The following is a 22,426-nucleotide window of genomic DNA, read 5'->3' as shown; positions in this document are numbered from 1 at the left end:
GGGGCACGGGCTGCTGGTAACAGGCGCTGGTGCTTGCGTTGCACACACCCCTGATTCCCTTACCTTCCCTGGAGTTCTCACCATGAGCAAGAAGCCCGTTCGCGTTGCCGTCACCGGCGCCGCTGGTCAAATCGGTTACGCACTGCTGTTCCGCATCGCCTCCGGCGAAATGCTGGGCAAGGACCAACCGGTCATTCTGCAACTGCTCGAAGTGCCTGTCGAAGGCCCCCAGAAGGCGCTCAAGGGCGTGATGATGGAGCTCGACGACTGCGCATTCCCCCTGCTGGTCGGCATGGAAGCCCACAGCGACCCGATGACCGCCTTCAAGGACGCCGACTACGCCCTGCTGGTCGGTTCGCGCCCCCGCGGCCCCGGCATGGAACGTGCCGAGCTGCTGGCCGTCAACGGCGCCATCTTCACGGCCCAGGGCAAGGCCCTGAACGCCGTGGCTTCACGCAACGTGAAGGTGCTGGTCGTCGGCAACCCTGCCAACACCAACGCCTACATCGCCATGAAGTCGGCGCCTGACCTGCCACGCAAGAACTTCACCGCCATGCTGCGCCTGGACCACAACCGCGCTGCCAGCCAGATCGCTGCCAAGACCGGCAAGGCCGTGGCCGACATCGAGAAGCTGACCGTCTGGGGCAACCACTCGCCCACGATGTATGCCGATTACCGTTTCGCCACCATCAACGGCGAAAGCGTCGCCAAGATGATCAACGACCAGGAATGGAACGCCAACACCTTCCTGCCCACCGTGGGCAAGCGCGGCGCCGCCATCATCGAAGCACGCGGCCTGTCCTCGGCTGCCTCGGCCGCCAACGCCGCCATCGACCACATGCGTGACTGGGCCCTGGGCACCAACGGCAAGTGGGTCACCATGGGTATCCCGTCGGACGGCCAGTACGGCATCCCCAAGGACACCATGTTCGGCTTCCCTGTCACCTGCGAAAACGGCGAGTACAAGATCGTCGAAGGCCTGGAAATCGACGCCTTCTCGCAAGAGCGCATCGACAAGACCCTGGCCGAGCTGCAAGGCGAGCAAGACGGCGTCAAGCACCTGCTGTAATCGGTCCGCAGACAGACAAGTCCTTCCATGGCCGACTGGAACCCCGCGCTCTACCGCCGCTTCGAGGACGAGCGCACGCGCCCGGCCGCCGAGCTGCTGGCGCGTGTTCCGCTGGCCCGGGCCGCCCATGTGGTGGACCTGGGCTGCGGGCCGGGCAATTCCACCGAGCTGCTGGTGCAGCGCTTTCCACGGGCGCAGGTCACCGGCATCGACACTTCGGAGGCCATGCTGGCCAGCGCGCGCGAGCGCCTGCCCGGCACGGCCTTTGAATTGGGCGACATCGCCACCTGGGTGCCCGCTGTGGCGCCCGACCTGATTTACGCCAACGCCGCCCTGCAATGGGTGGCGGGGCACGAAACCCTGGTTCCCCGGCTGTTCAGCCTGCTCACCCCCGGCGGCGTGCTGGCCATCCAGATGCCCGACAACCGGCAGGAACCCTCGCACCGCCTGATGCGCGCCGTGGCCGGCGAAGAGCCCTGGCGCGGGCCCATCGGCGACGCCGATGCCGTGCGCACCGAGCTGGCCACCATCGCCGGCTACTACGACATGCTGGCCAAGGATGCCGCCCACGTGGACGTGTGGCACACCGTCTACCAGCACGTCATGCCCACGGCTGGCTCCATCGTCGACTGGCTGCGCAGCACCGGCCTGCGCCCTTTCCTCGACCCGCTGGGCGCCGACCTGCGCGCCAGCTTCCTGGCCGAGTACGAACGCCGCATCGCAGGCGCCTACCCCGAGCGCAGCGACGGCAACCGCCTGCTGGCCTTTCCGCGCATGTTCATCGTCGCCCAGTGCCGCCCATCATGAGCACCGTGGTCGCACCCGCACACCCTGCCAGCGTTCTGTTGGGCGCCCAGGCCGCCGCCCTGCGCCTGCCCGTGTGCGACCACTACAGCGGCGTGGAAGCGCGCATGAGGAAAAGCCTGCAGCTGCAGGCCGAGTTGACGGCCGAGTTCGGCCACTGCGTGTTCGACGTCACCCTGGACTGTGAAGACGGCGCCCCCGTGGGCCAGGAGCGCGAGCATGCCGCCCTGGTCGCATCGCTGGCACTGGGCGCCGCCGAAGGCGCGCGCGTGGCCGCCCGGGTGCACACCGTGGACCACGCCGCCTTTGCCAACGACATCGCCACCATTGCGGGCGAGGCTGGCCACCGGCTCACCCACATCATGGTGCCCAAGGTCGAGTCGGTGGACGACGTGCTGCAGGCCGAAAAGGCGCTGCTCGCCGCCTCGGCCGGCCACCTGCCGCTGCACGTGCTGATCGAATCGCCCGCCGCCGTGCACCGCGCCTTCGAGATCGCCGCGCACCCGCGCGTGCAGAGCATCAGCTTCGGGCTCATGGATTTTGTCTCCGCGCACGGCGGGGCCATCCCTTCGTCGGCCATGGGCTCGCGCGGCCAGTTCGAGCACCCGCTGGTGGTGCGCGCCAAGCTCGAGATCGCAGCCGCCTGCCATGCCCACGGCAAGGTGCCCTCGCACTGCGTGGTGACCGAGTTTTCCGACACCGCTGCCATGCAGGCCGCCGCCACCCGCGCTTCGCAGGAGCTGGGCTACACCCGCATGTGGAGCATCCACCCCGGCCAGATCCGCCCCATCCTGCAGGCCTTTGCGCCGCAGCAGGACGAGATCGAGCTGTCCGCCCGCATCATTGCCGCTGCAGCGCAGGCCGACTGGGCGCCCATCAGCCACGATGGCACCCTGCACGACCGCGCCAGCTACCGCTACTACTGGCAGGTGCTCGAACGCGCCCACCAGACTGGGCGCGCCCTGCCGCCCGACGTGGCCCACTGGTTTGCTTCCCCCCACGCCTGAAACCTTTCCAGGACCTTTCCCATGAAATCTCTGATTCTCACCTCCGCCCTGATGCTGGTGGCCCCTGGCCTTGCCCTGGCGCAGGCCGCTGCAGAGCCCGCCAAGAAGAGCGCCCCCGCCGCCAAGAAGGAAGCCGCACCGAAGAAGGAGGCCGCTGCGAAGCCGGCCGCCAAGCCAGCGGCCAAGACCGCCGAGGCCAAGGACAAGGCTCCGTCCAAGAAGACCGCCAAGGCAGAGCCCACCAGCAGCCGCCAGCAGCTGAACACCGCCGCAAACCAGGTGGCGTCCGGCCTCATCGCCGCCGACGCGGCGCTGAGCCCCGAAGAGCAGGCCGTTGCCCAGAAGGTGCACACCGGCCGCATCGCCTGCGAGCTGGGCGCCTTCGTCAACGTGACGGCCGACGCCGCCATCCCCGGGCGCTTTCACATCGAAGGCAAGGGCTTCAAGTACCACATGACCCCCGTGGTCACCAGCACCGGCGCCGTGCGCCTGGAAGACCAGAAGGCCGGCGCCGTGTGGCTGCAGATCGCCAACAAGTCCATGCTGATGAACCAGAAGCTGGGCCAGCGCCTGGCCGATGAGTGCATGAGCGCCGAGCAGACCCTGGTGGCCGAAGCCGCCAAGAAGGCACCGCCCCAGAGCGTGTTCGACCCGCTGCCTGCGGCTGGCGCCACCGGCACGGCCACGGCCACCAAATAACGAGAGCCGACGAGACACGGTACCCCGCGCCGCCGGCCCTTGCAGCCGCGGCGCAACCACCCCACTTTAGAACGCAACCGGAGAGAAATGATGTTGAAAGCCTACCGTGACCATGTGGCCGAGCGCGCCGCGCTGGGCATCCCACCGCTGCCCCTGACGGCCAAGCAGACCGGCGAGCTGATCGAGCTGCTCAAGAACCCGCCCGCCGGTGAAGGTGAGACGCTGGTGGACCTGATCACCAATCGCGTGCCCGCCGGTGTGGACGACGCCGCCAAGGTCAAGGCCAGCTACCTGGCCGCCGTGGCCCACGGTACCGAAGTGTGCACGCTGATCGGCCGCGAAAAGGCCACGCAGTTGCTGGGCACCATGCTGGGCGGCTACAACCTCACCCCCCTGATCGACCTGCTGGACGACGCGGCCGTGGCCTCCGTCGCCGCCGAAGCGCTCAAGAAGACGCTGCTGATGTTCGACCAGTTCCACGACGTCAAGGAAAAGGCCGACAAGGGCAACACCTTCGCCAAGGCCGTGCTGCAAAGCTGGGCCGATGCCGAGTGGTTCACCAGCCGCCCCGAAGTGCCCCAGAGCATCAAGCTCACCGTGCTCAAGGTCACCGGCGAAACCAACACCGACGATCTGTCGCCCGCACCCGACGCCTGGAGCCGCCCCGACATCCCGCTGCATGCCCTGGCCATGCTCAAGAACAAGCGCGACGGCATCACGCCGGAAGAAGACGGCAAGCGCGGCCCGGTGAAGTTCATCGAAGACCTGCGTGCCAAGGGCAACCTGGTGGCCTACGTCGGCGACGTGGTCGGCACCGGCTCCAGCCGCAAGTCGGCCACCAACAGCGTGCTGTGGTTCACGGGTGAAGACATTCCCTTCGTGCCCAACAAGCGCTTCGGCGGCGTCTGCCTGGGCAGCAAGATCGCTCCCATCTTCTACAACACCATGGAAGACGCGGGCGCGCTGCCCATCGAACTCGACGTGAGCCAGATGAACATGGGCGACGAGATCGAGCTGCTGCCCTACGCCGGCAAGGCCCTCAAGGACGGCCAGGTCATCGCCGAATTCGAAGTCAAGAGCGAAGTGCTGTTCGACGAAGTGCGCGCCGGCGGCCGCATTCCGCTGATCATCGGCCGCGGCCTCACGGCCAAGGCGCGCGAGGCCCTGGGCCTGGCGCCGTCCACGCTGTTCCGCCTGCCGCAAGTGCCTGCCGCCACCGGCAAGGGCTTCACGCTGGCGCAGAAGATGGTCGGCCGCGCCTGCGGCCTGCCCGAAGGCCAGGGCGTGGTGCCCGGCACGTACTGCGAACCGCGCATGACCTCGGTCGGCTCGCAGGACACCACCGGCCCCATGACGCGCGACGAACTGAAGGACCTGGCCTGCCTGGGCTTCAGCTCCGACCTGGTGATGCAGTCCTTCTGCCACACGGCTGCCTACCCCAAGCCCGTGGACGTGAAGATGCACCACGAGCTGCCCGACTTCATCAGCACGCGCGGCGGCATCTCCCTCAAGCCCGGCGACGGCATCATCCACAGCTGGCTCAACCGCATGCTGCTGCCCGACACCGTCGGTACCGGCGGCGACTCGCACACCCGCTTCCCCATCGGCATCAGCTTCCCCGCCGGCTCCGGCCTGGTGGCGTTTGCCGCCGCCACGGGTGTGATGCCCCTCGATATGCCTGAATCGGTGCTGGTGCGCTTCAAGGGCAAGATGCAGCCCGGCGTCACGCTGCGCGACCTGGTGCACGCGATCCCGCTGTACGCCATCAAGGCCGGCCACCTCACCGTGGCCAAGCAGGGCAAGAAGAACATCTTCTCCGGCCGCATCCTGGAAATCGAAGGCCTGCCGGACATGAAGGTCGAGCAAGCGTTCGAGCTGTCCGACGCGTCGGCCGAGCGCTCTGCCGCCGGCTGCACGGTGCGCCTGAACAAGGAACCCGTGATCGAGTACATCAACTCGAACATCGTGCTGCTCAAGAACATGATCGCCCAGGGCTACGCCGATGCACGCACCATCGGCCGCCGCATCAAGGCCATGGAAGCCTGGCTGGCCAACCCCCAGCTTCTGGCCCCCGATGAGAACGCCGACTACGCCGCCATCATCGAGATCGACCTGGCCGAGATCACCGAACCCATCGTCTGCTGCCCCAACGACCCCGATGACGCCAAGACGCTGTCGGACGTGGCCGGTGCCGCGATCGACGAAGTGTTCATCGGTTCGTGCATGACCAACATCGGCCACTTCCGCGCAGCCTCCAAGCTGCTCGAAGGCAAGAAGGACATCCCCGTCAAGCTGTGGATGGCCCCGCCCACGAAGATGGACGCGCACCAGCTCACCGAAGAAGGCCACTACGGCGTGTTCGGCGCGGCCGGCGCGCGCATGGAAATGCCCGGCTGCTCGCTGTGCATGGGCAACCAGGCCCAGGTGAAGGAAGGCGCCACGGTGATGTCCACCAGCACCCGCAACTTCCCCAACCGCCTGGGCAAGAACACCAACGTCTACCTGGGCTCGGCGGAACTGTCGGCCATCTGCTCCAAGCTGGGCCGCATCCCCACCAAGGAAGAGTACCTGGCCGACATCGGCGTCATCAACCAGAACGGCGACAAGATCTACCAATACCTGAACTTCGACAAGATCGCCGAGTTCAAGGACGTGGCAGACGGCGTCACTGCCTGATAGAGGCACCCCAGGGGATCGTTGATCGATCCCCTCACGAAAAAGCGGCTCCCCGGAGCCGCTTTTTTCGTGCCCGATCAGCCCAGCCGCATCGACACTTCCACATCGCCGCCGAAAGGCACGCTCAGGTAGCCGCTGCCCGGCGCCCGCACGCGCGCCAGGTAGTCGGGGCTGAAGTCGGCGTTGTCGGCCACGATCAGCGCGCCCGGGCGCAGGCGCTTCTCCACCAGCGCCAGCACGTCGGCGTACAGCGCCTTGGCACCGTCGAGCAGCAGCAGGTCGATGGCATCGGGCAGGCCGCTGGCCAGGGTGTGCAGGGCATCGCCCTCGCGCACCTCGACCAGGTCGTCCAGGCCGCCCTGGGCCAAGTGTTCGCGCGCCCGGGCCACCTTGCCCGGTTCGAACTCGCTGGTGATCAGGTGCCCGCCGCCGTTGTCGCGCAGCGCCGCGGCCAGGTGCAGGGTGGAGATGCCGAACGAGGTGCCGAACTCGACGACGTGGTGCGCGCCCGTACTGCGTGCCAGCAGGTAGAGCAGGGTGCCGGTGCTGCGCGACACCGGCAGCCACAGGTCTTTGATGCGGCTGTAGAAATCGAGGTACTCGGTCTTGCTGTGCATCAGGCGTTCGCGCTCTTCGCGCGAGATGCCGGCCAGGGCCGGGCTGGTGGCCGCATCGGCCTGCTGGAAAAGACGCTCCAGCAGGGGAGCCAGGGGAAGGGTGTGCAGTGTGTTCATGGAATTGTCCTGGATGGAAGCGCCTGGTAGGCACCCCCTTAGAATGCGATCAATTCGTCGCGTTTTGAGTATGCGATGAATTCGTCGCATTCACCAGTCGCATTCGCTGCTGCCCTTTTGGACCCCCATGACCGAACCCCGCCATCCCCAGATCTCCTCGAGAAAGCAGCCCCAGCAGGCCCGCTCGGCCGGGCTGGTGGCCGCCATCCTGCAGGCTGCTGTTCAGGTTCTGGCCAAGGAAGGGGCGGCGCGCTTCACCACGGCCCGCGTGGCCGAGAAGGCCGGCGTCAGCGTGGGTTCGGTCTACCAGTACTTCCCCAACAAGGCGGCCATCCTGTTCCGCCTGCAGGCCGATGAGTGGCAGCAGACGCAGGACATGCTGCGCAGCATCCTCAGCGATGCCAGCCGGCCCCCGCTGGCGCGCGTGCGCACGCTGGTGCACGCCTTCATCCGCTCGGAGTGCGAGGAGGCCGGCATGCGCAGCGCCCTGCACGACGCCGCCCCGCTGTACCGCGACGCACCCGAGGCGCAGGCCATGCGTGCCAATGCCGACGGCATCATCGAGGCCTTCATGCAGGAGCTGCTGCCCGAGGTGCCCGCCGCGCAGCGCGCCCTGGCGGGCGACATGGTCACCGAAACCATGGCCGCGCTGGGCAGCCGCTTCTCCGCCAGCCCGCGCACCGAGGCCGAGATGACCGCCTATGCCGACGCCATGGCCGACATGTTCTGCGCCTACCTGCAGGCGCTGCCGCACCATTGAGCTGCCACGCATTTGCAACACATTCGCCACTGGTTTGTCATGCAATTGTCATGGTCGGCCTGCATTCTTCGCCCATAACAACAACAAAAGAAATGGAGGGACATCCATGGCAAGAGAGAACAACCCCGAGAAGATAGACACCCTGGGCAAGCGCCTGGGGATGCTGCTGTTCAGCGGGCTCTTCGCAGCGGCCTTTGGCCTGGGCGGCTACTTCGCAGGGATCCAGCCCCTGGCGCAGACGCTCCGGGCGGCGCTGGAGGTGCGCAGCTGGCAGCCGGTGGCGGCCCAGGTGCTGGGAACCGAGCTCAAGCACCACACGTCCAGCGACGGCACCACCTACCGGGTGCATGCCCGCTACCGCTACGAATTCGCGGGCCGGCAGTACGAGGGCACCCGGGTGGGGCTCGACCCCGAGGCCGGCGCCGACAACATCGGCGACTGGCACCAGCACTGGCACGGTCTGCTGCAAAGTGCCCAGTCCCGGGGGCAAGCCATCACCATCATGGTCAACCCACAGGCGCCCGCGCAGGCCCTTATCGACCCTTCCATCCGCTGGGCGCTGCAGGTGTTCCGCGTGCCCTTTGCCCTGGTCTTCACGGGCGTGGGCCTGGTGGCGGGCTGGTTCTTCGTGCATATCCTGCTGGGCGGAGGCAGGAAGGAGGAGGCAGAACTGGGCGCTGCGCCCGAGCCCCTGCAAAAGGGCGCGGCCAGCAAGTCGGCGGGCGCCACCTGGTTCTTCACCGTCTTCTGGTGCGGCATCGCCTTCCCCATGGCCGCCATGCTGTGGACCAGCGGCAGCGCCCCCTGGTACGCCAAGGCCTTCATCTCCATCTTCGTCATGGTGGGGCTGGGGCTGATCGGCCTGTCCCTGCACCAGACGCGCCAGGCCTGGCGCTATGCGGGCGCGGCGCTCACGGCGCTGCCGGCCCGGCCGCGCGCAGGCCACCCGGTGGAGCTCACGCTGCTGCTGCCCGAGCGCGCCGCCGCCCACCAGCAAGAGAACCGCCCGCAGCTGCGCCTGGCCCAGTACCGGGTGGACGAATCGAGCTCCGGCTCGCCCGAGCGCTGCGTGGAGTCCTTCACCGAAGCGGCGCGCATGCAGCGCACCGCCGATGGCGGGCTGCGGCTGGTCGCGCGCTTCGATCTGCCGGCCGATGCGCCGCCGCATGGCGCCCAGCGCTCGGGCGAGCGCGTGGACTGGCGGCTGGAGCTGCTGCACGGCCCCGGCGGCTCGGTGGAACTGACCTACGACCTGCCCGTGCAGGCCGCGCCGCAGGGCTTTGGCGCTGCGGGCAGTGAAGCGCCGGACCGCTTCGACCGGCGCGCCGATTGGAAGCGGGAAACCCCCATACCGGCCGCCCATGCTGCAGGCCAGAACGCGCAGGATGCGGAAGACGGCCCGGACACCCCGGTGGTCCTGCCCGCCTCGGTCACGCTCCAGGAAGCCGCCGATGGCTGGCACTACCGCTTCAGCCAGACGGGTTGGCGCTGGGCGGCCGCCCTCGTGCTGGCCGGCCTGGTGGTGGAGGGCGCCATCAACGACCGCTGGGGCGCCCAGGGCCTGGTGCTGCCGCGGTCCTGGTTCTTTGCCGGCATAGCCTGGTGGGCGCTGCTGGCCTTTGCGCTGCATGCCGCCACGCGCCGCTGGGAGCTGGCCGTGCGCGACGAAGGCATCCGCGTGCGCTGCCGTTCCTGGGTATGGTCGCGCACGCGGGCCCTGCCGGGCCAGGCCACCCAGGCGCTGGTGCACAAGCTGCTGTACTCCACCGGCAGCGGCGGCAGCGAAACACGCTACTACGCGGTGTACGCCCGCGTCGCCGATGGTGGGCTGGCGCGCCTGACTCCCGGCATTGCCGGCGATGCCGGGGCGATGGCGCTGGGCCAGTCGGTCGCCCAGGCCTGGGGCCACCGCCGGGGCCGCTTCAGCCCCGGCGCCGCGCGGCCTGCGCGCTCGGCGCACTCGCGCCCGGGCTGGGGCGCGGTGGTGCTGGCTGCCGCGCTGGCCTGGGTGCTCTGGGCGCCGAAGCCTGACAGGCTTGCGGCAGCCCCCACGAATGCCATGCCGTCGGTCTCATACGCTGCCGTGGACGGCCGCCTGCTCGATGCACAGAACGCTGGCGACGCCCCGGCCCTGCGCGCCGCGCTGGCCGCCGGGGCCAACCCCAACCTGCTGGCGCCCAACGGCTCCAGCGTGCTCATGCTGGCCGCCCACCGCGGCCAGATGGAGCACATCGAGGCTTTGCTGGCCGCTGGTGCCCAGCCCGACCTGCGCCAGACCCAAAAGGACAGCGAGCGCGGCGACACCGCCCTGCTGCGCGCCTTCTACGGTGGCCACCTGGCCGCAGCCCAGCGCCTGGTGCAGGCCGGGGCCGGCCTGTCGGCGCGCAACCGCTGGGACTGGGGTCCCATGCACATGGCCGCGCAAAGCGGCTGCATCGAATGCCTGGAGTGGCTGGCGGCGCGCGATCAGTTGATCGACGAGCCCGCACCCGCCAGCCGCGGTGAAACGCCCACCATGCTGGCTGCCAGCCGGGGTAGGGTCGAGGCGCTGAAGTGGTTCGCGGCGCGCGGCGTGGACCTGGCGCGCAAGGACGCGCACGGCAAGACCGCCCTCGACTGGGCACGCTTCAAGAAGCAGGCCGAGGCCGAGCAGTGGCTGCTGGAGCGGGCCACGCGCTGAGGCCGTGCCTGCGCAAGGCCTACGCCTTGCGCTGCACGTTCTTTTGCAGGTAGTCCAGCACCCGGTCCACCCGCTGGACCGCGGTGGCTTTCATGGCGGCTGCCGCTGTGCGTTCGTCGCTCGCACGCTTGTACTGCGCCACCGCCTGGAACTGCTTGCCGCCATACAGCCAGGCGCTGATCAGCGCTGCGTAGCCGGCGCTCTGGTGCACATGCTCCGCCAGGCTCTTGGGGGCCTGGGGATTCTTGGCCGCAGGCAATGGGAAAGCGGGCGTTCCCGACATCACGGCCTGCAGGTCCGGGGCCGTGCGGGTCATCTCCAGGATCGGGCCTATCGGGTCCTGCACCTCGTTCACCATGCGCTGCAGTTCGGCCTGGGTGCGCACGGGCACATAGGCATAGACCCCCTGGAAGATGCCGACCCAGAAGCTCATCTGGCGCCGGAAGAACATCTCGTCCTGCTCCGGAAAGATGGCGCGCTGGATGCTGGCGATCTCTTCGCTGAAGACATTGATGTCGACGGCCAGGCAGGGTGCGTTGTTGACCGTCGTGCTCAGCAGCGTGACGCTCTGGCCCCCGGCCGGGGTGGCCCGGAAATACGTGGCCTCTGCCTGCGCGCGGTAGTACGGCAGGCCCAGCGCCAGCCGGGGTGCAATGAAGCCGTGCTGCAGCAGCAGGGCGTTGAGCGCAGCGCGCATCTCGTCGCGCGAGGCCTGCAGCGCCAGGGACAGCGGGGCTGCCGCCTCGCGGGCGGGTTCTTCCACGGCCTGCGCCGTCTCCAGCCAGAAGCCGGACCGCTCGGGCGGCAGCACGCGGTCGGGCGGCACCAGGGCCAGGCCCTGCTGGTCGTCCAGTACGGTCAGGCCCAGCGCATTGGCCAGCTTGGCCACCACGCGCAGCAGCTGGATGCGGTTGGCTTCGGGCAACGGGAAGGTCCACACGGCCTTGGTGCAGCCCTTCGCATCGGCCACCGGGTCGCTGGCCCAGGGCGCCTCGCCACACCCCTTGTAGGCCGCCATCTGCGCCGCCAGTGCCGTGAACTTCGGGTGCGGCCCGGGCCGTGCCTCCAGCTCCATCTCGAACCAGATGCGAAGGGTGTCTTCAAACGACGCAGGAGCGGCCCGACCGGCCGGCTGCTCCCAGATACGAAGGTCATAGCTCATGGTGCTTGCTTGTTGTTCTGCATCACAGTTGCGATTCGATCGCTGTCTTGTCGATCACGGACCACACTTCGGCGATCTTGCCATCCCGGAAGGTGTAGAACACGTTTTCGGTGAACTGCACGCGCTGCCCGTTCACCGGCAGGCCCGAAAACTCACCTGCGGGCGTGCAGTCGAACTGCAGGCGCGCCGCTACGTGGGTCGCATCGGCCACCAGCAGGGCGACGTGGAAATGCAGGTCGGGGATGTCGCGGTAGTCCTGCTCCAGCATGGCCCGGTAGCCGGCCAGCCCCAGGGGCCGCGCATTGTGCGTGGCCTCGGCATGCACATAGCCGCCCAGGCGCTCCCAGTCCTGCGCGTTCAGGCAGGCGATGTAGGCGCGGTAGGTGGTTTCCAGGTCGGTGGCTTGGGTCATGTGGGAGCGGGGCCTTGTTCCAGGTGTTGTACCAGTTGTTGCGCATGTTGCGGCAGATCATCCAGCTTGCGCAGGCACAGCACCAGCCGGCGGTCCGCCCAGGCATCGGACAGGGGCACGGCCTTCACGCGCTGGGCGCGCGCATGGCGCACTGCCGCCGCGTGCGGGATGATGCCCACGCCCACCCCCAGGCCCACCAGCTGGCACACCGCCTCAAACTGGCGCAGCCGCACCCGGTAGCGCAGCCGCTGCCCTTGGCGCTGCGCCTGACGCACCACCAGCGCCTGCAGCGCGCTGCCTTCGGCCAGGCCGATGAAGTCCAGGTGCGCCACCTCGGCCAGCGCCACGCTGCGGCGCGCCGCCAGCTCGTGCCCCTGCGGCACCACCAGCACCAGCGGGTCGGGCCGCAGCACCCGCGTGGCCAGGCCTTCGAGGTCCACCGCGTCGGACACCAGTCCCATGTCGCACAGGCCGGCGCGCACCGCGTCGGCCACCTCCTGGCTGGAGCGTTCCTCCACGTCCACCGAAATGCGCGGGTGCCGCGCCAGAAAGCCCGCGATCGCCTGCGGCAGGTACTCGCTCAGCGCCGAGCTGTTGCAAAGCACGCGCACATGGCCCGCCAGGCCTGCGCCGTACTCGCCCAGGTCGCCACGCAGCTGCTCCATCTGCTGCAGCACCAGCCGCGCGTGGTGCAGCAGGGTGTGGCCGGCCGGCGTGGGCTGCACGCCGCGCTGCGCGCGCAGCAGCAGGGGCACGCCCAGCGCGTCCTCCATGCCGCGGATGCGCTCGCTGGCCGAGGCCAGCGCCATGTGGCTGCGCTCGGCCCCACCGGTGATGGTGCCGGCCTCGTGCACGTTCACGAACAGCCGCAGATCGGTCAGGTCAAAGCGCATGGAGCGCAACGTACCACAAACGCTGGTGCCTGCCTTCGGCCCAGCCTGAGGCTGAGTGGGGCGCATTCCGCATTTTCAGCAGGGCCTGCATTGCCAAGAATGGCGTGCACCACCCGCCGCACCGAGCGGGCCACCGACGGAGACGCCCGCCATGCATCCAGTACGCTTTTCACATTGTCATGCACCTGCTGTGCGGTACGCGGGGCCACAGGCATGACGGCAGGCCTGCTGTTCGGCGGCGCCGCCTGGGGCTGGCTGCTCGGCGCTGCCGCTGTCTTCTTGCTGGCAGGCGGCATCAAGGGCATCGTGGGCCTGGGCCTGCCCACCGTGTCCATGGCCCTGCTGGCGCTGATGATGGCGCCCGCCGAGGCCGCGGCCCTGCTCATCGTGCCCTCGCTCATCACCAACATCTGGCAGCTGCGGCCTTGGGGCACGCTGATGCCGCTGCTGCGCCGCCTCTCGGGCATGCAACTGGGCATCTGCGCGGGCACCTGGCTCGGGGCCTGGGCCATCGGCGCGCCGGCGGGTGCCTGGTCTCGTGCGCTGCTGGGCGTGGCGCTCATCGCCTACGGCGGCTGGGGCCTGCTGGGCGCACGCCTGCCGGCGGTCACGCCCCAGGTGGAGCGCTGGCTGTCGCCCCTGGTGGGCTTTGTCACCGGCGGGCTCACCGCCGCCACCGGCGTCTTCGTCGTGCCCGCCGTGCCCTACCTGCAGACCCTGGGCCTGCACAAGGATGCGCTGGTGCAGGCCATGGGCATCTGCTTCACCGTCTCCACCATCGCGCTGGCGGGCGGCCTGGCGCTCAATGCCAGCTATCCTGCGTCCGCCCTCGTGCTTTCGGCCTGGATGCTGCTGCCTGCGCTGCTGGGCATGGCCCTGGGTACCCGCATCCGCCAGCGCATGTCGGCCGTGTGGTTCCGGCGCTGCCTGATGGTGGGGCTGCTGGCGCTGGGGGTCTACATGGTGGCGGATGCGCTGGCCTGGCACGGCTTCACGTCGCGGTGACGGCGACTGGCAAACCTCTCCTGGCGTCGTTGTTGCGTGGCCGTATCTTGTTCCAGTAAGGTACAGGCATGACACAAATAAAAATGGCTATTTGGGGGGCAGGCGCTATTGCTATGGCCTTGGGAGGATATTGGCTTTGGACAGGTGGAAAAGAACCCCTCCCACCAACGCGAGACCTAACTTCAGATACTCAGCGCGTCGCGCCAACAATCGCGCAAGCTTCTGAGGTAGCTGTAGCTCCGCCGGAGGCTGCCGCCGTCCAATCGGAAACCAGCTTAGGATTTCCGACTGGGATTGAACCTACGCGGCCGGTATGGCAAATACTCGAAGAGTACGCGAAGCAGCCTCAATCCAAGGATTTGCAGGACGAGGTCTTGGCGGGACTGAGCTTTTGTTCAACCGGCCAGGGACTCGATAAGGTTCTTCAGAATTTGAAAAGTACGGGTGGCGTCACGCCACAGATGGAAGCAATTGCCAAAGTCATCGAGGTTCACGAGAAGAAATGCGTGAGGTTGTCCTCTGCCGACTATGTAATCCGCCTGAACATTGTCCGTGAACGCGCGCAGGCTGGGGATGTCAACGCCATGTTTGACTTTGTCAGTCTCGGCCCAGATGGACACTGGGGAGCTGAAGGCACCCAGACTTTGCGTAACCCCCTTGTTCAAGCATGGCAGAGGGAGGCGATTGGCTTTCTTGAGCTAGCTGCCAAGAACGGGCAAACAGCAGCCTTGGCCACGCTGGCTTCTCTTTACGGTAGGCCACCTTCACCTGAGCGGGCCGACGAGCCGTTCAGCGATGTTTATGACCCGGCAAAGTCATATGCGTACAAAGTTGCGTGGCATTACGCGATGGGCAGGGATGAGGAGAGTCGCAAACGACTGCTGGACAGCGGCTACCTCAAAAATGCAGAAATTGGACTCACAGCAGCTCAGATTCAGAGCGGCAAGAGCGAGTCCAAATCAATAATCGGTTCTATCGGGAGGAAAAATGGATAAAGTCAAAGAAGTATTTAATTTTGGCAGTCGCGTTGATCGCAATTGCCGCTAGTGCTGCCTACTGGGGGAAATATCTCTGCCGGAATTGTTCGGACAATATCAACCCAGCGGACGCAAGAAATTTTGTCTCTCAATATGTGAATAGCTATGTGCCGATCTGGCGGGCAGACGATACATTCCAAATATGCAACGGCAGAAATTGCACTACGTACAAATCGATCGGACCGGGGACATCATTTGGTCGAGCCACGGCAGTGCCAGGTCGTCCCCTAGTGTCCCGAGTTCGAAATTCGTTGAATAAATCTCCCGACAATCGCCACCATGCGTCGTTACAAATGCTCGCCATGCCACCCGGCATGGCGTTCTTTGCGCCTAGCCTGCAGCAATTTCGGCAGATTTCTTTCTTCAACGAACTTCCAACTCAGGACACTAGATGGTCGCGCTCCTGCCCTGTATTACCCAAGAAGGCGAATCAGCGAAGCTGACCAGATGCTCATCGTCAACGACCTGGGAATGTCCACGAGAGCCGATCTGTGTGTCCAGTTCACGCCGTTCCCGGCGTTCAACTGAATTCGCCCCGAACTGTCCAGCAGTGACCGAAATACGCACAGCTACACAGGCCCCGGCCACACCGGCTTGGCCGCACTCTCCAGCACCCACAGCGCCGCCCGCGCCCGCGTGGTGGCCACGTAGAGCATGTTGCGCTCGCGATAAGCCTGCTGGTGCGACGCGGGGCCGGGAAAGCGCCCGCGCTCCACGAAGGGTACGGCCACAAACGTGAACTCGCGGCCCTTGCAGGCTTCCACGCTCAGCAGGCGCAGGCTGATGGGCTCCCTGGACTGGTGCATGGCAATGCTGGCTGTCGCCAGCAGCGTCAGGCGGCCCAGCAGCTCGGCCACCGGCAGGCCGTGCGCCAGGCGGGCCAGGGCCTCCAGGCTGGCCATGCAGGCGCTGCGCTCCTGGCCGTTGATGGGCGCATCCACAAAGATGCTGCGCACCAGCGGGTGGCTACAGAACGCACCGGCATCGGCCAGCACCGCCGCCCGCGCGGCAGGTTCCAGCGCCAAGGTCTTCGCGCAGGCATCGGCCAGCTCGGGGGCGGTCGGGTTCATCGTGCCGTGCGCGATGTAGCGGCGCATTCGCAGGGTGCTGCCGTGCAGCGTGGCCGCCAGCTTGCTGCCCTCGTCGGCGCCGGGCAGGCCGGCCCAGGCCGCGCTGTCGAACTGGCCCTGGGCCAGCACATCCGGGTCCACCGTGTCGTTGCGCGGGGCGCGGCGGCCGTAGTGCAGCAGGCCCTCCACCGCCGCGCCCACGATGCCGGGCGTCAGGTGCCGCTCACCGTCGTCGCCCAGCAGGGCCCACATCAGCACCAGGGTCAGCGCCACCTCGCGGCGCAGGTAGAAAGGGGCCATGCCCTGGCAGCCGTAGTGCACGCCCTCGTGGCCGAACACCCATTCGAGCAGGATGCTGTCCTGCGGGTTGCGCAGCACCACGTTCAGCGAGGCGTGCTGGCCTTTCTCGCCCTGCAGTGCGCCCCAGCCGTCCACGATCTGGGTGTGCAGGTCCACCAGTTGCTGCGCGCACTGCTCATCGCTGTCATAGGCCAGGTGGGCAAAGGCGTCGGAGCTGTCCGGCACCGGCGCGAACTCCACGCCGAACAAGGGGTTCAGCGCCGCGCAGATCTCCGCGCCAAAGCGGCGCGTGGTGTTGATCTGCAGCACCTCGGTGTCGGCCGGCAGGCACTCGCGCACCCGCTCCATGCCGCCGCCGAACACCGAAAACGAGCCCTCGTGGATGTGCTGGTTGAAATCCCCCGCGCCCACGAAGAAGCCATTGCCGCCCTGCACCAGCTTGCGCAGCACCGTCAGCGCGCCCTCGTTCAGGTCGTGCAGCTCGTCGAACAGCACGGCGCTGTAGCGCCCCTGCAGCCACTCGAAGGGCTGGTCCCAGTCCAGCGCAGAGAGCTGGCGGCACAGCTCGAAGGTGCAGTCGCCCTCGGCATAAAAGCGCGGCTCGTGGTTCATGCCCACGCGCATGCGCTCGTACTGCCCGTACAGGCGGCACAGGCCGTAATCCAGGTCGCGGTCTTCGCAAAACGCGCGCAGGTCCAGGCCCGAATCTTCCACCTCGCGCTCCAGCAGTTTTTTCTTGGCCAGCGCCTCGAAGGCCAGGAAGGCATCGATGTCCACGTTCTGCCCCAGCAGGGCGTCGTCGATGCCCTCACCGCCACTGCCACCGCTGCCGTCATTGCGCTCCAGCTCCAGCCGCAGCGCCTGCTGTGCCTGCAGGATCAGAAAGCGCCGGCGCACCGGGTCGTCGAGCCGCTCCACCGGGTCGCCCTGTTCCTTGAGCACGGCCTCGCACAGCTGCTCCATGGTCAGCACCTCCATGCTGCGCGGCACGGCGCCATGCAGCTGCAGCATGCGGTCGCGTATCGCCGTGACCCCGGCGCGCGAATACGCCAGCACCAGGATGCGTGGCGGCGCCGCCGCTTCGCGCTGGCCCTGCAGGCTGGCCAGCAGGTTGCAGGCCTTCATGCACAGCGTGGTCGTCTTGCCTGTGCCCGCCAGCGCGCTGATGATGATTGCCGGCGCCGTGGAGTCCAGCACGCGCCGCTGCTCGGCGGTGGCCGTGATCCGGGCGTGGGACCAGCTGCGTGCGGGCGGCTTTGGCGGGGTGGGCGAATTGTGCACAGGCATGTCCGGGAGAAAGGGGTGCCATTGTCACTGACCTGGGCCGTGCAGGCGTTTGCTGCACCCATCAATTCAGCGGGCAACACCCACCCGCACATGCCATGCGCCGGCTTCGCCTTACTGCCGCAGGGCCGAATCCCAGTGCTCCACGATCTTGCCGTTCTCGATGCGGAACATGTCGAACCAGGTGGTGGTGTACTTCTTCGATGCGTCCTTCGGATCGGGGTACTCGCGCACGAAGCTGAGCGTCACCAGATCGCGCTCGGCCGTGATCGATACCAGGGGCGCCTTGATGCGGTCTTCCACCGGCTTGGGGCTTGCATGCCGGCTTGCAATGAAGCCGACCAGCGCAGCCCGGCCGTTGGGCACATTGGGGTTGTGCTGAATGTAGCCCTCGGCCACGTACTTCTCTACCGATGCCACCTGGCCCGACTCAAAGACCTCACGCCAGAAGTCATACACCAGGCGCTTGTTGGCAGCGATCTTGGGGTCGCTGCTGGCGAGCTGCGCCGCCTGGTCTGTGGTCGGGCTGACGGGCGTCTGGGCGAATGCCGGCAACCCGAGGGTGATGGCGAGCGCGGCGATGGCGAGCAGTTTGGATGGGTGCATGGTGATGTGAGTGGTTGAACGATGGTGCCTGCCGGGGCGGGCAGCGAGGTGCCTCACGGCAGGTGGTGGACTTCGCCCACACGCCAAAGTTCTTGCGATTCGCTTTTCATGCGTGATGGCGGCCACCCGCTGCACTCGGCTCACCGGCAGCCCGCCGCCCGCATGTCCTCCGACCCCACCCGCGCCGTGCTGCCTGGCTTGGTGATCGCGCAGCGCGACGCGAAGTAGAACGACAGCCGGTCACGCACAGGCGTGCCGCCCACCAGGTAGGGGCGGTTGCCCTTCAGTACCGAATCCCCCGCGGCCACCTTGTCGTACAGCCCCTGGCTGATGTTGTGCCTGTCGGCAGAGTCGTCGAAGGTTGGGGCCGTGAGCCGCTTGAACGCATCGGCTGCCAGCGCCGGGTCGTGCGCGCCCTTCAGGTAGCGGTCGAACCAGGCCAGCGTGTAGTAGTTGATGACACTCTCGCCATAGCGGCTGGCCTGCCCGCCGAAAAGCGAAAAGTCCAGGTGCGTGCCTGCGCGCAGCACCACCAGCATGGTGTCCACGCCGGCGGCTTTCAGCTCCTGGTAGCCCAGGTCCTTGGGGTGGGGCTCTGCGCCCCGGCCCCGGCCGCCCTGGGTGTTGGCCTTGGCGGGCTCGGGCGCTTCGGTGGTGGGGCTCACCTTGAAGTAATAGTCCGCCCCAATGCCCAGCGCGGGCGTGCGCAGGGCCAGGTCGGCCGGTGGGTCCATGCCGATCTTGTCCACCCAGCCGGTCTTCAGCGCGGTGAGGTTGTCCCAGGCCACGATGGCGCGGATGCGTTTGTCCGCCTGGCCGATCAGGCTGGCCGTGCTGCCGCCCTGCGAGTGGCCGGCAATGCCCACCATGCGCGTGTCGAGCTGCTCCCAGTGCGGGAAGAAGTTGGCGCCTGCTACCGGCGCCTTGGGCGTGGCAAACACCCAGTCCACCACACTCTGCGCATCGGGCCCGTGCGTGCCCATGGGCGCGGTGGTCTCCAGCGCAATCGTCATGTACCCCGCCTCGGCCAGCACCTGCGCGGCCGAGCGGTGCAGCCGTTTGGAGCTGTAGCCCCCGTGCACGATCACCACCGCAGGGTAGGGCGGCTCGAAAGTCTTGAGCCCCGCCGGCAGGCCGGTGCAGGTGCCTGCGGCGCAGGGGCGGTAGATCTCCACCGCAATCGGCTTGCCCGATGCGGAAGTTGGTGTGCTCGCCTCGGTGTACCGAAAGCGCTTGTCGGCATGGCTGGCCGGGTTGCGGTAGGCGTCGAGCGCGGGTGTCTTGCCCGGGGTGAACAGCGAGGCGGGTTGCTGCGCAAAATCGTCGATGCGCTGGCGTGCGCAGGCCATGTTGTCGGCATCGCGCTGCTTCCATTCGGCCGAGCCGGGTGCGGGCGATTCGTGCTGCACCGGGCCCAGGCAGTCCAGCGGGGCGGGCTCTGCCGCATGGGCCGCGGCGCCCAGGGCCAGCAGCGCTGCGGCGGCAAGGCCACTGCTGCGCATCACTTGCCACCCCCCGCGCTCGCGTTGCGCTGCAGGAATGCCGCGAGCGGCCGGATCACGTTGTTCGTCGCATCGTCATCGGCCGTCACGATGTCCACGTGCGAATAGCCCTCGCTCATGTGCACCTCGAAGCCGCCGTCCACCCCGCCGTACTGGCGGTTGGCCACCAGCGTGGCCTGGCCTGCGGGGGTGCGCGCCACGCCGGCCTTGCAACTGGGCGCGGCGCAGGGCGCAATCGCCTCGGCAAAGCCGCGCCAGATGCCGGCCACGGGCGTGAGGCCATTGGTGCCGCCAAACGCGATGACGGGGATGTTGATCTTGCGTGCCTGCGTCTGGTTCACGATGTCGGCCCGGCCGCGCCCGCCCTGGGCCACGGGCAGCGACAGGGCGCTGGTATCGAGCCCCAGGTTGGCGCCGCCGCTGCCCTCGGCATTGCCCAGCAGCAGGCCCGAGCTGGGGTAGTACCAGTCGCTGTAGGTGGTGTTGCCCAGGTACAGCGCACGCGACATGCGCTTGAGGTTGGTGGGCTCCACCTCCTTGCCCCAGGCGGGCGGGTTGGCCACCAGCGTGGCCGGCTGCGGGCCGAAGTCGCGCAACGCGCTGGCGGGCAGCGGGTCGGTATTGTCCAGCCAGGTGCGCAGGCCGTCGGCCCGCGCCGGGCCCAGGGCGCCCATCGATACGGAATAGAACACCGTGCGCTGCAGGTTGTCATCGTCCATGAAGGTGCCGATGGCCGCGCCCGCCGTCACGGGGAAATCGCGCTTGGTGAAGTCCGCCACCCGGTTGTAGACGTTGTTGCCCGCCACGCCCCCTTGGTCCGCCTGCAGCAGCGCCTGCGTGCCGTTGATGGTGCCCTCGAAGGCCATCTGCATGCCCGCGATCTCGGTCGATGCGCTCACGCGCGGCGTAAGGCCCGGGCGCGACACAAAGCCCGGCTCGGTCCCCGCCGCCACAGCCGCATACAGCCCGCCATCGGCCGCGCGCACCACCGCATCAAGCTGCGCCGCCGTGGGTGCGCTCGTTGCCAGCGCACCGCCCGGCCCCTCGAACAGCACCAGCCCCTTGAGCTTGGCGTAGCCCGGCTGCGCCGGCCCCGTGCCGGTGAGGTTGAAGTCCGTGGCCGCATAGCGCGCCACAAAGCCCGTGCCCGCCGAATGCCCGCCCAAAAACACATTGCCATCGCGCGCCACCGTGTGCGCCGCGCTCACCACCGCGTCCAGGTCCAGCGAATGCACCTGCGGCGTCCAGTCCGCCAAAAATGGGATCTCGCGGCTTTCATGGAACACCGCGCGCCGCGCCAGCTTGGCTGGCAGCGGCAGCCCCAGTTCGCCGCCATACAAGAAGTTCAGGCCCAGCGCCGCATCGCGCTCGCGCTCTGCTGTCTGCAGGCCCTCCATGTCCTGCAGCGCCACGGAGCGGCGGTCCACCCCCCACACCTCCACCACCGCCTGGTGGTCGGCCCACATGCGGCGCACCAGGTTCTCGGCCAGGATCAGGTAGCTGTGCGACGCCGCCAGCGTGCCAGGCATAGCCACCAGCACCGCATCCACCGGCTTGCCCGCATTGGCCGCCAGCCCATAGCGTGTGTAGCGCACCCGGTTCAGGTCCGGCCCCGCCGCGCCGAACTGTGTGGCCAGCTTGCTGCCCGCCGCCACCGTGACGCCTGCCGTGCCCGGCGTGCGCGCCGCCTTGGCGCGGCTGGCCAGCTCGTGCGTGCTGATGGTGAACTCGCCCGTGCCGGTACCGCCATCCACCAGCGCCTGCCCGCCACCGCCGCAGGCGGTGAGGGCTGCGGCCAGACCCAGGCTGAGCAGGGTGCGGCGCAGGGGCATGCGGGTGGTGCTGTTGTGTTTCTGGCTTGTCTTCGTCATCGTTGTCTCCACAGTGGTTGTTGGGTGAAAAAGGAAAAATGGGCGCAGGCTGGCGCTGCAGGTGCATTGCCCAGGCAATGCACACGCGTGATTCGTCACAGGTTGTTCAGGGGGCTAAGGGCCGCTCAACCCCGCTACGAGGTAGTCCAGAAACTCAGCTTGCTGGCGCTCTTCATCGCCCTTGGCCGCCAACTCCATCGCTCCGAACGGCGAGCGCCGCATGTAGCTGCGGTACGAGATGCCGTAGTACACCGCGTTCATGGTCAGCAGCAGGCGAAACTGAATCGTCTCGCGCCCCACACCAGGCATCAACGTTTGCAGCCGCGCCAGCGTCAGCTCCAGCGTGCGGCGGTGCAGGGCGGCCGAGATCTCCTGCCCCTTCTCGCCATAGTCCCACCCCAGCCGGCCGATGAAGTTGACCGCATCGCGCCCCAGCGCGGGCTCGCTCAGCATGGCGATCACCGGGCCAAAGGCGGCCTCCACCACATCGCGCACGGTGTAACCCGGCTGGTCGGCCAGCGCCTCCAGCCGCGCGCAGGCCCGCGGCTCCAGCCACTGCTGCAAGAAGTTGGTGATCGCTTCGATCAACTCATCGCGCCCACCAAAGTGGTAGTGCAGCGCCGAAGGGTTCTGCGCCCCCGCCGCGATCACGATGCGGCGCAGCGACACCGCATTCATGCCCTCGCGGGCCATGAGCCGCATGGCCTCTTCGATCAGGCGGGTGCGGGTGGCTTGCGGGTCGGCGGGGGAGGGGGCGAGCGACGATGAGTCGTCGGCAGGCGAGACAAGTGCTGGCGTCATTGGGTGAATAATGCACTTGAATTAATTCATGTGCATTAGGGTTGGCCCTCAATG

The 22,426-nt window shown here is 67.8% G+C and carries 18 protein-coding genes; 9 read left to right on the top strand and 9 right to left on the bottom strand.

The window, feature by feature from the left end; genetic code table 11:
* The first annotated feature begins 82 nt into the window (after nt 1-82).
* From AC07X5_RS27270 to acnB, 5 genes are all read left to right on the top strand, one after another.
* Nucleotides 83-1,069, top strand: a complete 987-nt coding sequence (locus AC07X5_RS27270) for a malate dehydrogenase (RefSeq protein WP_494772688.1) — start codon at nt 83-85, stop codon at nt 1,067-1,069.
* A 27-nt stretch (nt 1,070-1,096) separates the two neighbouring features.
* Nucleotides 1,097-1,876, top strand: coding sequence for a trans-aconitate 2-methyltransferase (gene tam, locus AC07X5_RS27265; protein WP_494772687.1), 780 nt, complete (start codon nt 1,097-1,099; stop codon nt 1,874-1,876).
* Nucleotides 1,873-2,880, top strand: a complete 1,008-nt coding sequence (locus tag AC07X5_RS27260) for an HpcH/HpaI aldolase/citrate lyase family protein (protein WP_494772686.1) — start codon at nt 1,873-1,875, stop codon at nt 2,878-2,880. The genes tam and AC07X5_RS27260 overlap by 4 nt, the downstream gene beginning before the upstream one ends.
* A 21-nt stretch (nt 2,881-2,901) precedes the next feature.
* Nucleotides 2,902-3,579, top strand: a complete 678-nt coding sequence (locus AC07X5_RS27255) for a hypothetical protein (protein WP_494772685.1) — start codon at nt 2,902-2,904, stop codon at nt 3,577-3,579.
* A gap of 90 nt (nt 3,580-3,669) precedes the next feature.
* On the top strand, nt 3,670-6,255 hold the full coding sequence (gene acnB / locus AC07X5_RS27250) for a bifunctional aconitate hydratase 2/2-methylisocitrate dehydratase (protein WP_494772684.1): 2,586 nt from the start codon (nt 3,670-3,672) through the stop codon (nt 6,253-6,255).
* A 77-nt stretch (nt 6,256-6,332) separates the two neighbouring features.
* Here the strand turns inward: acnB and AC07X5_RS27245 are convergent, their stop codons facing one another.
* On the bottom strand, nt 6,333-6,989 hold the full coding sequence (locus tag AC07X5_RS27245) for an O-methyltransferase (protein ID WP_494772683.1): 657 nt from the start codon (nt 6,987-6,989) through the stop codon (nt 6,333-6,335).
* 127 nt (nt 6,990-7,116) lie between these two features.
* On the opposite strand from AC07X5_RS27245, the gene AC07X5_RS27240 reads away from it, so the two are divergent.
* Nucleotides 7,117-7,749 carry a TetR/AcrR family transcriptional regulator gene (locus AC07X5_RS27240; RefSeq protein WP_494772682.1) on the top strand — a complete coding sequence of 211 codons (633 nt, stop codon included), beginning with the start codon at nt 7,117-7,119 and terminating at the stop codon, nt 7,747-7,749.
* A 106-nt stretch (nt 7,750-7,855) separates the two neighbouring features.
* Nucleotides 7,856-10,429 carry an ankyrin repeat domain-containing protein gene (locus AC07X5_RS27235; protein WP_494772681.1) on the top strand — a complete coding sequence of 858 codons (2,574 nt, stop codon included), beginning with the start codon at nt 7,856-7,858 and terminating at the stop codon, nt 10,427-10,429.
* Nucleotides 10,430-10,448: 19 nt separating this feature from the next.
* Here AC07X5_RS27235 and AC07X5_RS27230 read toward each other — a convergent pair whose 3' ends face one another.
* The 3 genes from AC07X5_RS27230 to AC07X5_RS27220 are packed head-to-tail and all read right to left on the bottom strand — an operon-like array spanning nt 10,449 to nt 12,896.
* A complete protein-coding gene (locus tag AC07X5_RS27230) occupies nt 10,449-11,591 on the bottom strand; it encodes a hypothetical protein (RefSeq protein ID WP_494772680.1) in 1,143 nt (380 codons plus the stop codon).
* Between the two features lie 22 nt (nt 11,592-11,613).
* On the bottom strand, nt 11,614-12,003 hold the full coding sequence (locus tag AC07X5_RS27225; RefSeq protein WP_494772679.1) for an ester cyclase: 390 nt from the start codon (nt 12,001-12,003) through the stop codon (nt 11,614-11,616).
* Complete coding sequence (locus tag AC07X5_RS27220) at nt 12,000-12,896, bottom strand: LysR family transcriptional regulator (protein WP_494772678.1); 897 nt, start codon at nt 12,894-12,896, stop codon at nt 12,000-12,002. Before AC07X5_RS27220 ends, AC07X5_RS27225 begins: the two co-directional genes overlap by 4 nt.
* Nucleotides 12,897-13,109: 213 nt before the next feature.
* Here AC07X5_RS27220 and AC07X5_RS27215 point away from each other — a divergent pair, with 213 nt between their 5' ends.
* Entirely contained in the window at nt 13,110-13,901 is a 792-nt protein-coding gene (locus AC07X5_RS27215; RefSeq protein WP_494772677.1) for a sulfite exporter TauE/SafE family protein, read from the top strand.
* A 68-nt stretch (nt 13,902-13,969) separates the two neighbouring features.
* Nucleotides 13,970-14,896, top strand: coding sequence for a hypothetical protein (locus AC07X5_RS27210; protein WP_494772676.1), 927 nt, complete (start codon nt 13,970-13,972; stop codon nt 14,894-14,896).
* A 611-nt stretch (nt 14,897-15,507) separates the two neighbouring features.
* Here AC07X5_RS27210 and AC07X5_RS27205 read toward each other — a convergent pair.
* The 5 genes from AC07X5_RS27205 to AC07X5_RS27185 form a co-directional block, all read right to left on the bottom strand.
* Complete coding sequence (locus AC07X5_RS27205) at nt 15,508-17,589, bottom strand: UvrD-helicase domain-containing protein (protein ID WP_494772675.1); 2,082 nt, start codon at nt 17,587-17,589, stop codon at nt 15,508-15,510.
* A 117-nt stretch (nt 17,590-17,706) separates the two neighbouring features.
* The gene (locus AC07X5_RS27200; protein WP_494772674.1) at nt 17,707-18,198 is read right to left on the bottom strand and encodes a nuclear transport factor 2 family protein; all 492 of its coding nucleotides are present in this window, start codon (nt 18,196-18,198) and stop codon (nt 17,707-17,709) included.
* Nucleotides 18,199-18,338: 140 nt separating this feature from the next.
* Nucleotides 18,339-19,700: an alpha/beta hydrolase family protein gene (locus AC07X5_RS27195; protein ID WP_494772673.1), complete on the bottom strand. Its 1,362-nt coding sequence runs from the start codon at nt 19,698-19,700 to the stop codon at nt 18,339-18,341.
* Nucleotides 19,700-21,571 (bottom strand): hypothetical protein, encoded by a 1,872-nt coding sequence (locus AC07X5_RS27190; RefSeq protein WP_494772672.1) that lies wholly within the window; start codon nt 21,569-21,571, stop codon nt 19,700-19,702. The genes AC07X5_RS27195 and AC07X5_RS27190 overlap by 1 nt, the downstream gene beginning before the upstream one ends.
* Before the next feature lie 114 nt (nt 21,572-21,685).
* Nucleotides 21,686-22,372 carry a TetR family transcriptional regulator gene (locus AC07X5_RS27185; protein ID WP_494772671.1) on the bottom strand — a complete coding sequence of 229 codons (687 nt, stop codon included), beginning with the start codon at nt 22,370-22,372 and terminating at the stop codon, nt 21,686-21,688.
* Between the last annotated feature and the right edge of the window lie 54 nt (nt 22,373-22,426).

Source organism: Acidovorax sp. GW458-11-26-14-TSB4, assembly GCF_059423865.1.
This window is presented reverse-complemented; position numbering and strand designations above follow the sequence as displayed.

Excerpts from the sequence above, each read along its gene's own strand:
- AC07X5_RS27270 (WP_494772688.1), top strand. The coding sequence starts at position 83 with ATGAGCAAGAAGCCCGTTCGCGTTGCCGTCACCGGCGCCGCTGGTCAA.
- tam (WP_494772687.1), top strand. The coding sequence starts at position 1,097 with ATGGCCGACTGGAACCCCGCGCTCTACCGCCGCTTCGAGGACGAGCGC.
- AC07X5_RS27260 (WP_494772686.1), top strand. The coding sequence starts at position 1,873 with ATGAGCACCGTGGTCGCACCCGCACACCCTGCCAGCGTTCTGTTGGGC.
- AC07X5_RS27255 (WP_494772685.1), top strand. The coding sequence starts at position 2,902 with ATGAAATCTCTGATTCTCACCTCCGCCCTGATGCTGGTGGCCCCTGGC.
- acnB (WP_494772684.1), top strand. The coding sequence starts at position 3,670 with ATGTTGAAAGCCTACCGTGACCATGTGGCCGAGCGCGCCGCGCTGGGC.
- AC07X5_RS27245 (WP_494772683.1), bottom strand. The coding sequence starts at position 6,989 with ATGAACACACTGCACACCCTTCCCCTGGCTCCCCTGCTGGAGCGTCTT.
- AC07X5_RS27240 (WP_494772682.1), top strand. The coding sequence starts at position 7,117 with ATGACCGAACCCCGCCATCCCCAGATCTCCTCGAGAAAGCAGCCCCAG.
- AC07X5_RS27235 (WP_494772681.1), top strand. The coding sequence starts at position 7,856 with ATGGCAAGAGAGAACAACCCCGAGAAGATAGACACCCTGGGCAAGCGC.
- AC07X5_RS27230 (WP_494772680.1), bottom strand. The coding sequence starts at position 11,591 with ATGAGCTATGACCTTCGTATCTGGGAGCAGCCGGCCGGTCGGGCCGCT.
- AC07X5_RS27225 (WP_494772679.1), bottom strand. The coding sequence starts at position 12,003 with ATGACCCAAGCCACCGACCTGGAAACCACCTACCGCGCCTACATCGCC.
- AC07X5_RS27220 (WP_494772678.1), bottom strand. The coding sequence starts at position 12,896 with ATGCGCTTTGACCTGACCGATCTGCGGCTGTTCGTGAACGTGCACGAG.
- AC07X5_RS27215 (WP_494772677.1), top strand. The coding sequence starts at position 13,110 with ATGACGGCAGGCCTGCTGTTCGGCGGCGCCGCCTGGGGCTGGCTGCTC.
- AC07X5_RS27210 (WP_494772676.1), top strand. The coding sequence starts at position 13,970 with ATGACACAAATAAAAATGGCTATTTGGGGGGCAGGCGCTATTGCTATG.
- AC07X5_RS27200 (WP_494772674.1), bottom strand. The coding sequence starts at position 18,198 with ATGCACCCATCCAAACTGCTCGCCATCGCCGCGCTCGCCATCACCCTC.
- AC07X5_RS27195 (WP_494772673.1), bottom strand. The coding sequence starts at position 19,700 with ATGCGCAGCAGTGGCCTTGCCGCCGCAGCGCTGCTGGCCCTGGGCGCC.
- AC07X5_RS27190 (WP_494772672.1), bottom strand. The coding sequence starts at position 21,571 with ATGACGAAGACAAGCCAGAAACACAACAGCACCACCCGCATGCCCCTG.
- AC07X5_RS27185 (WP_494772671.1), bottom strand. The coding sequence starts at position 22,372 with ATGACGCCAGCACTTGTCTCGCCTGCCGACGACTCATCGTCGCTCGCC.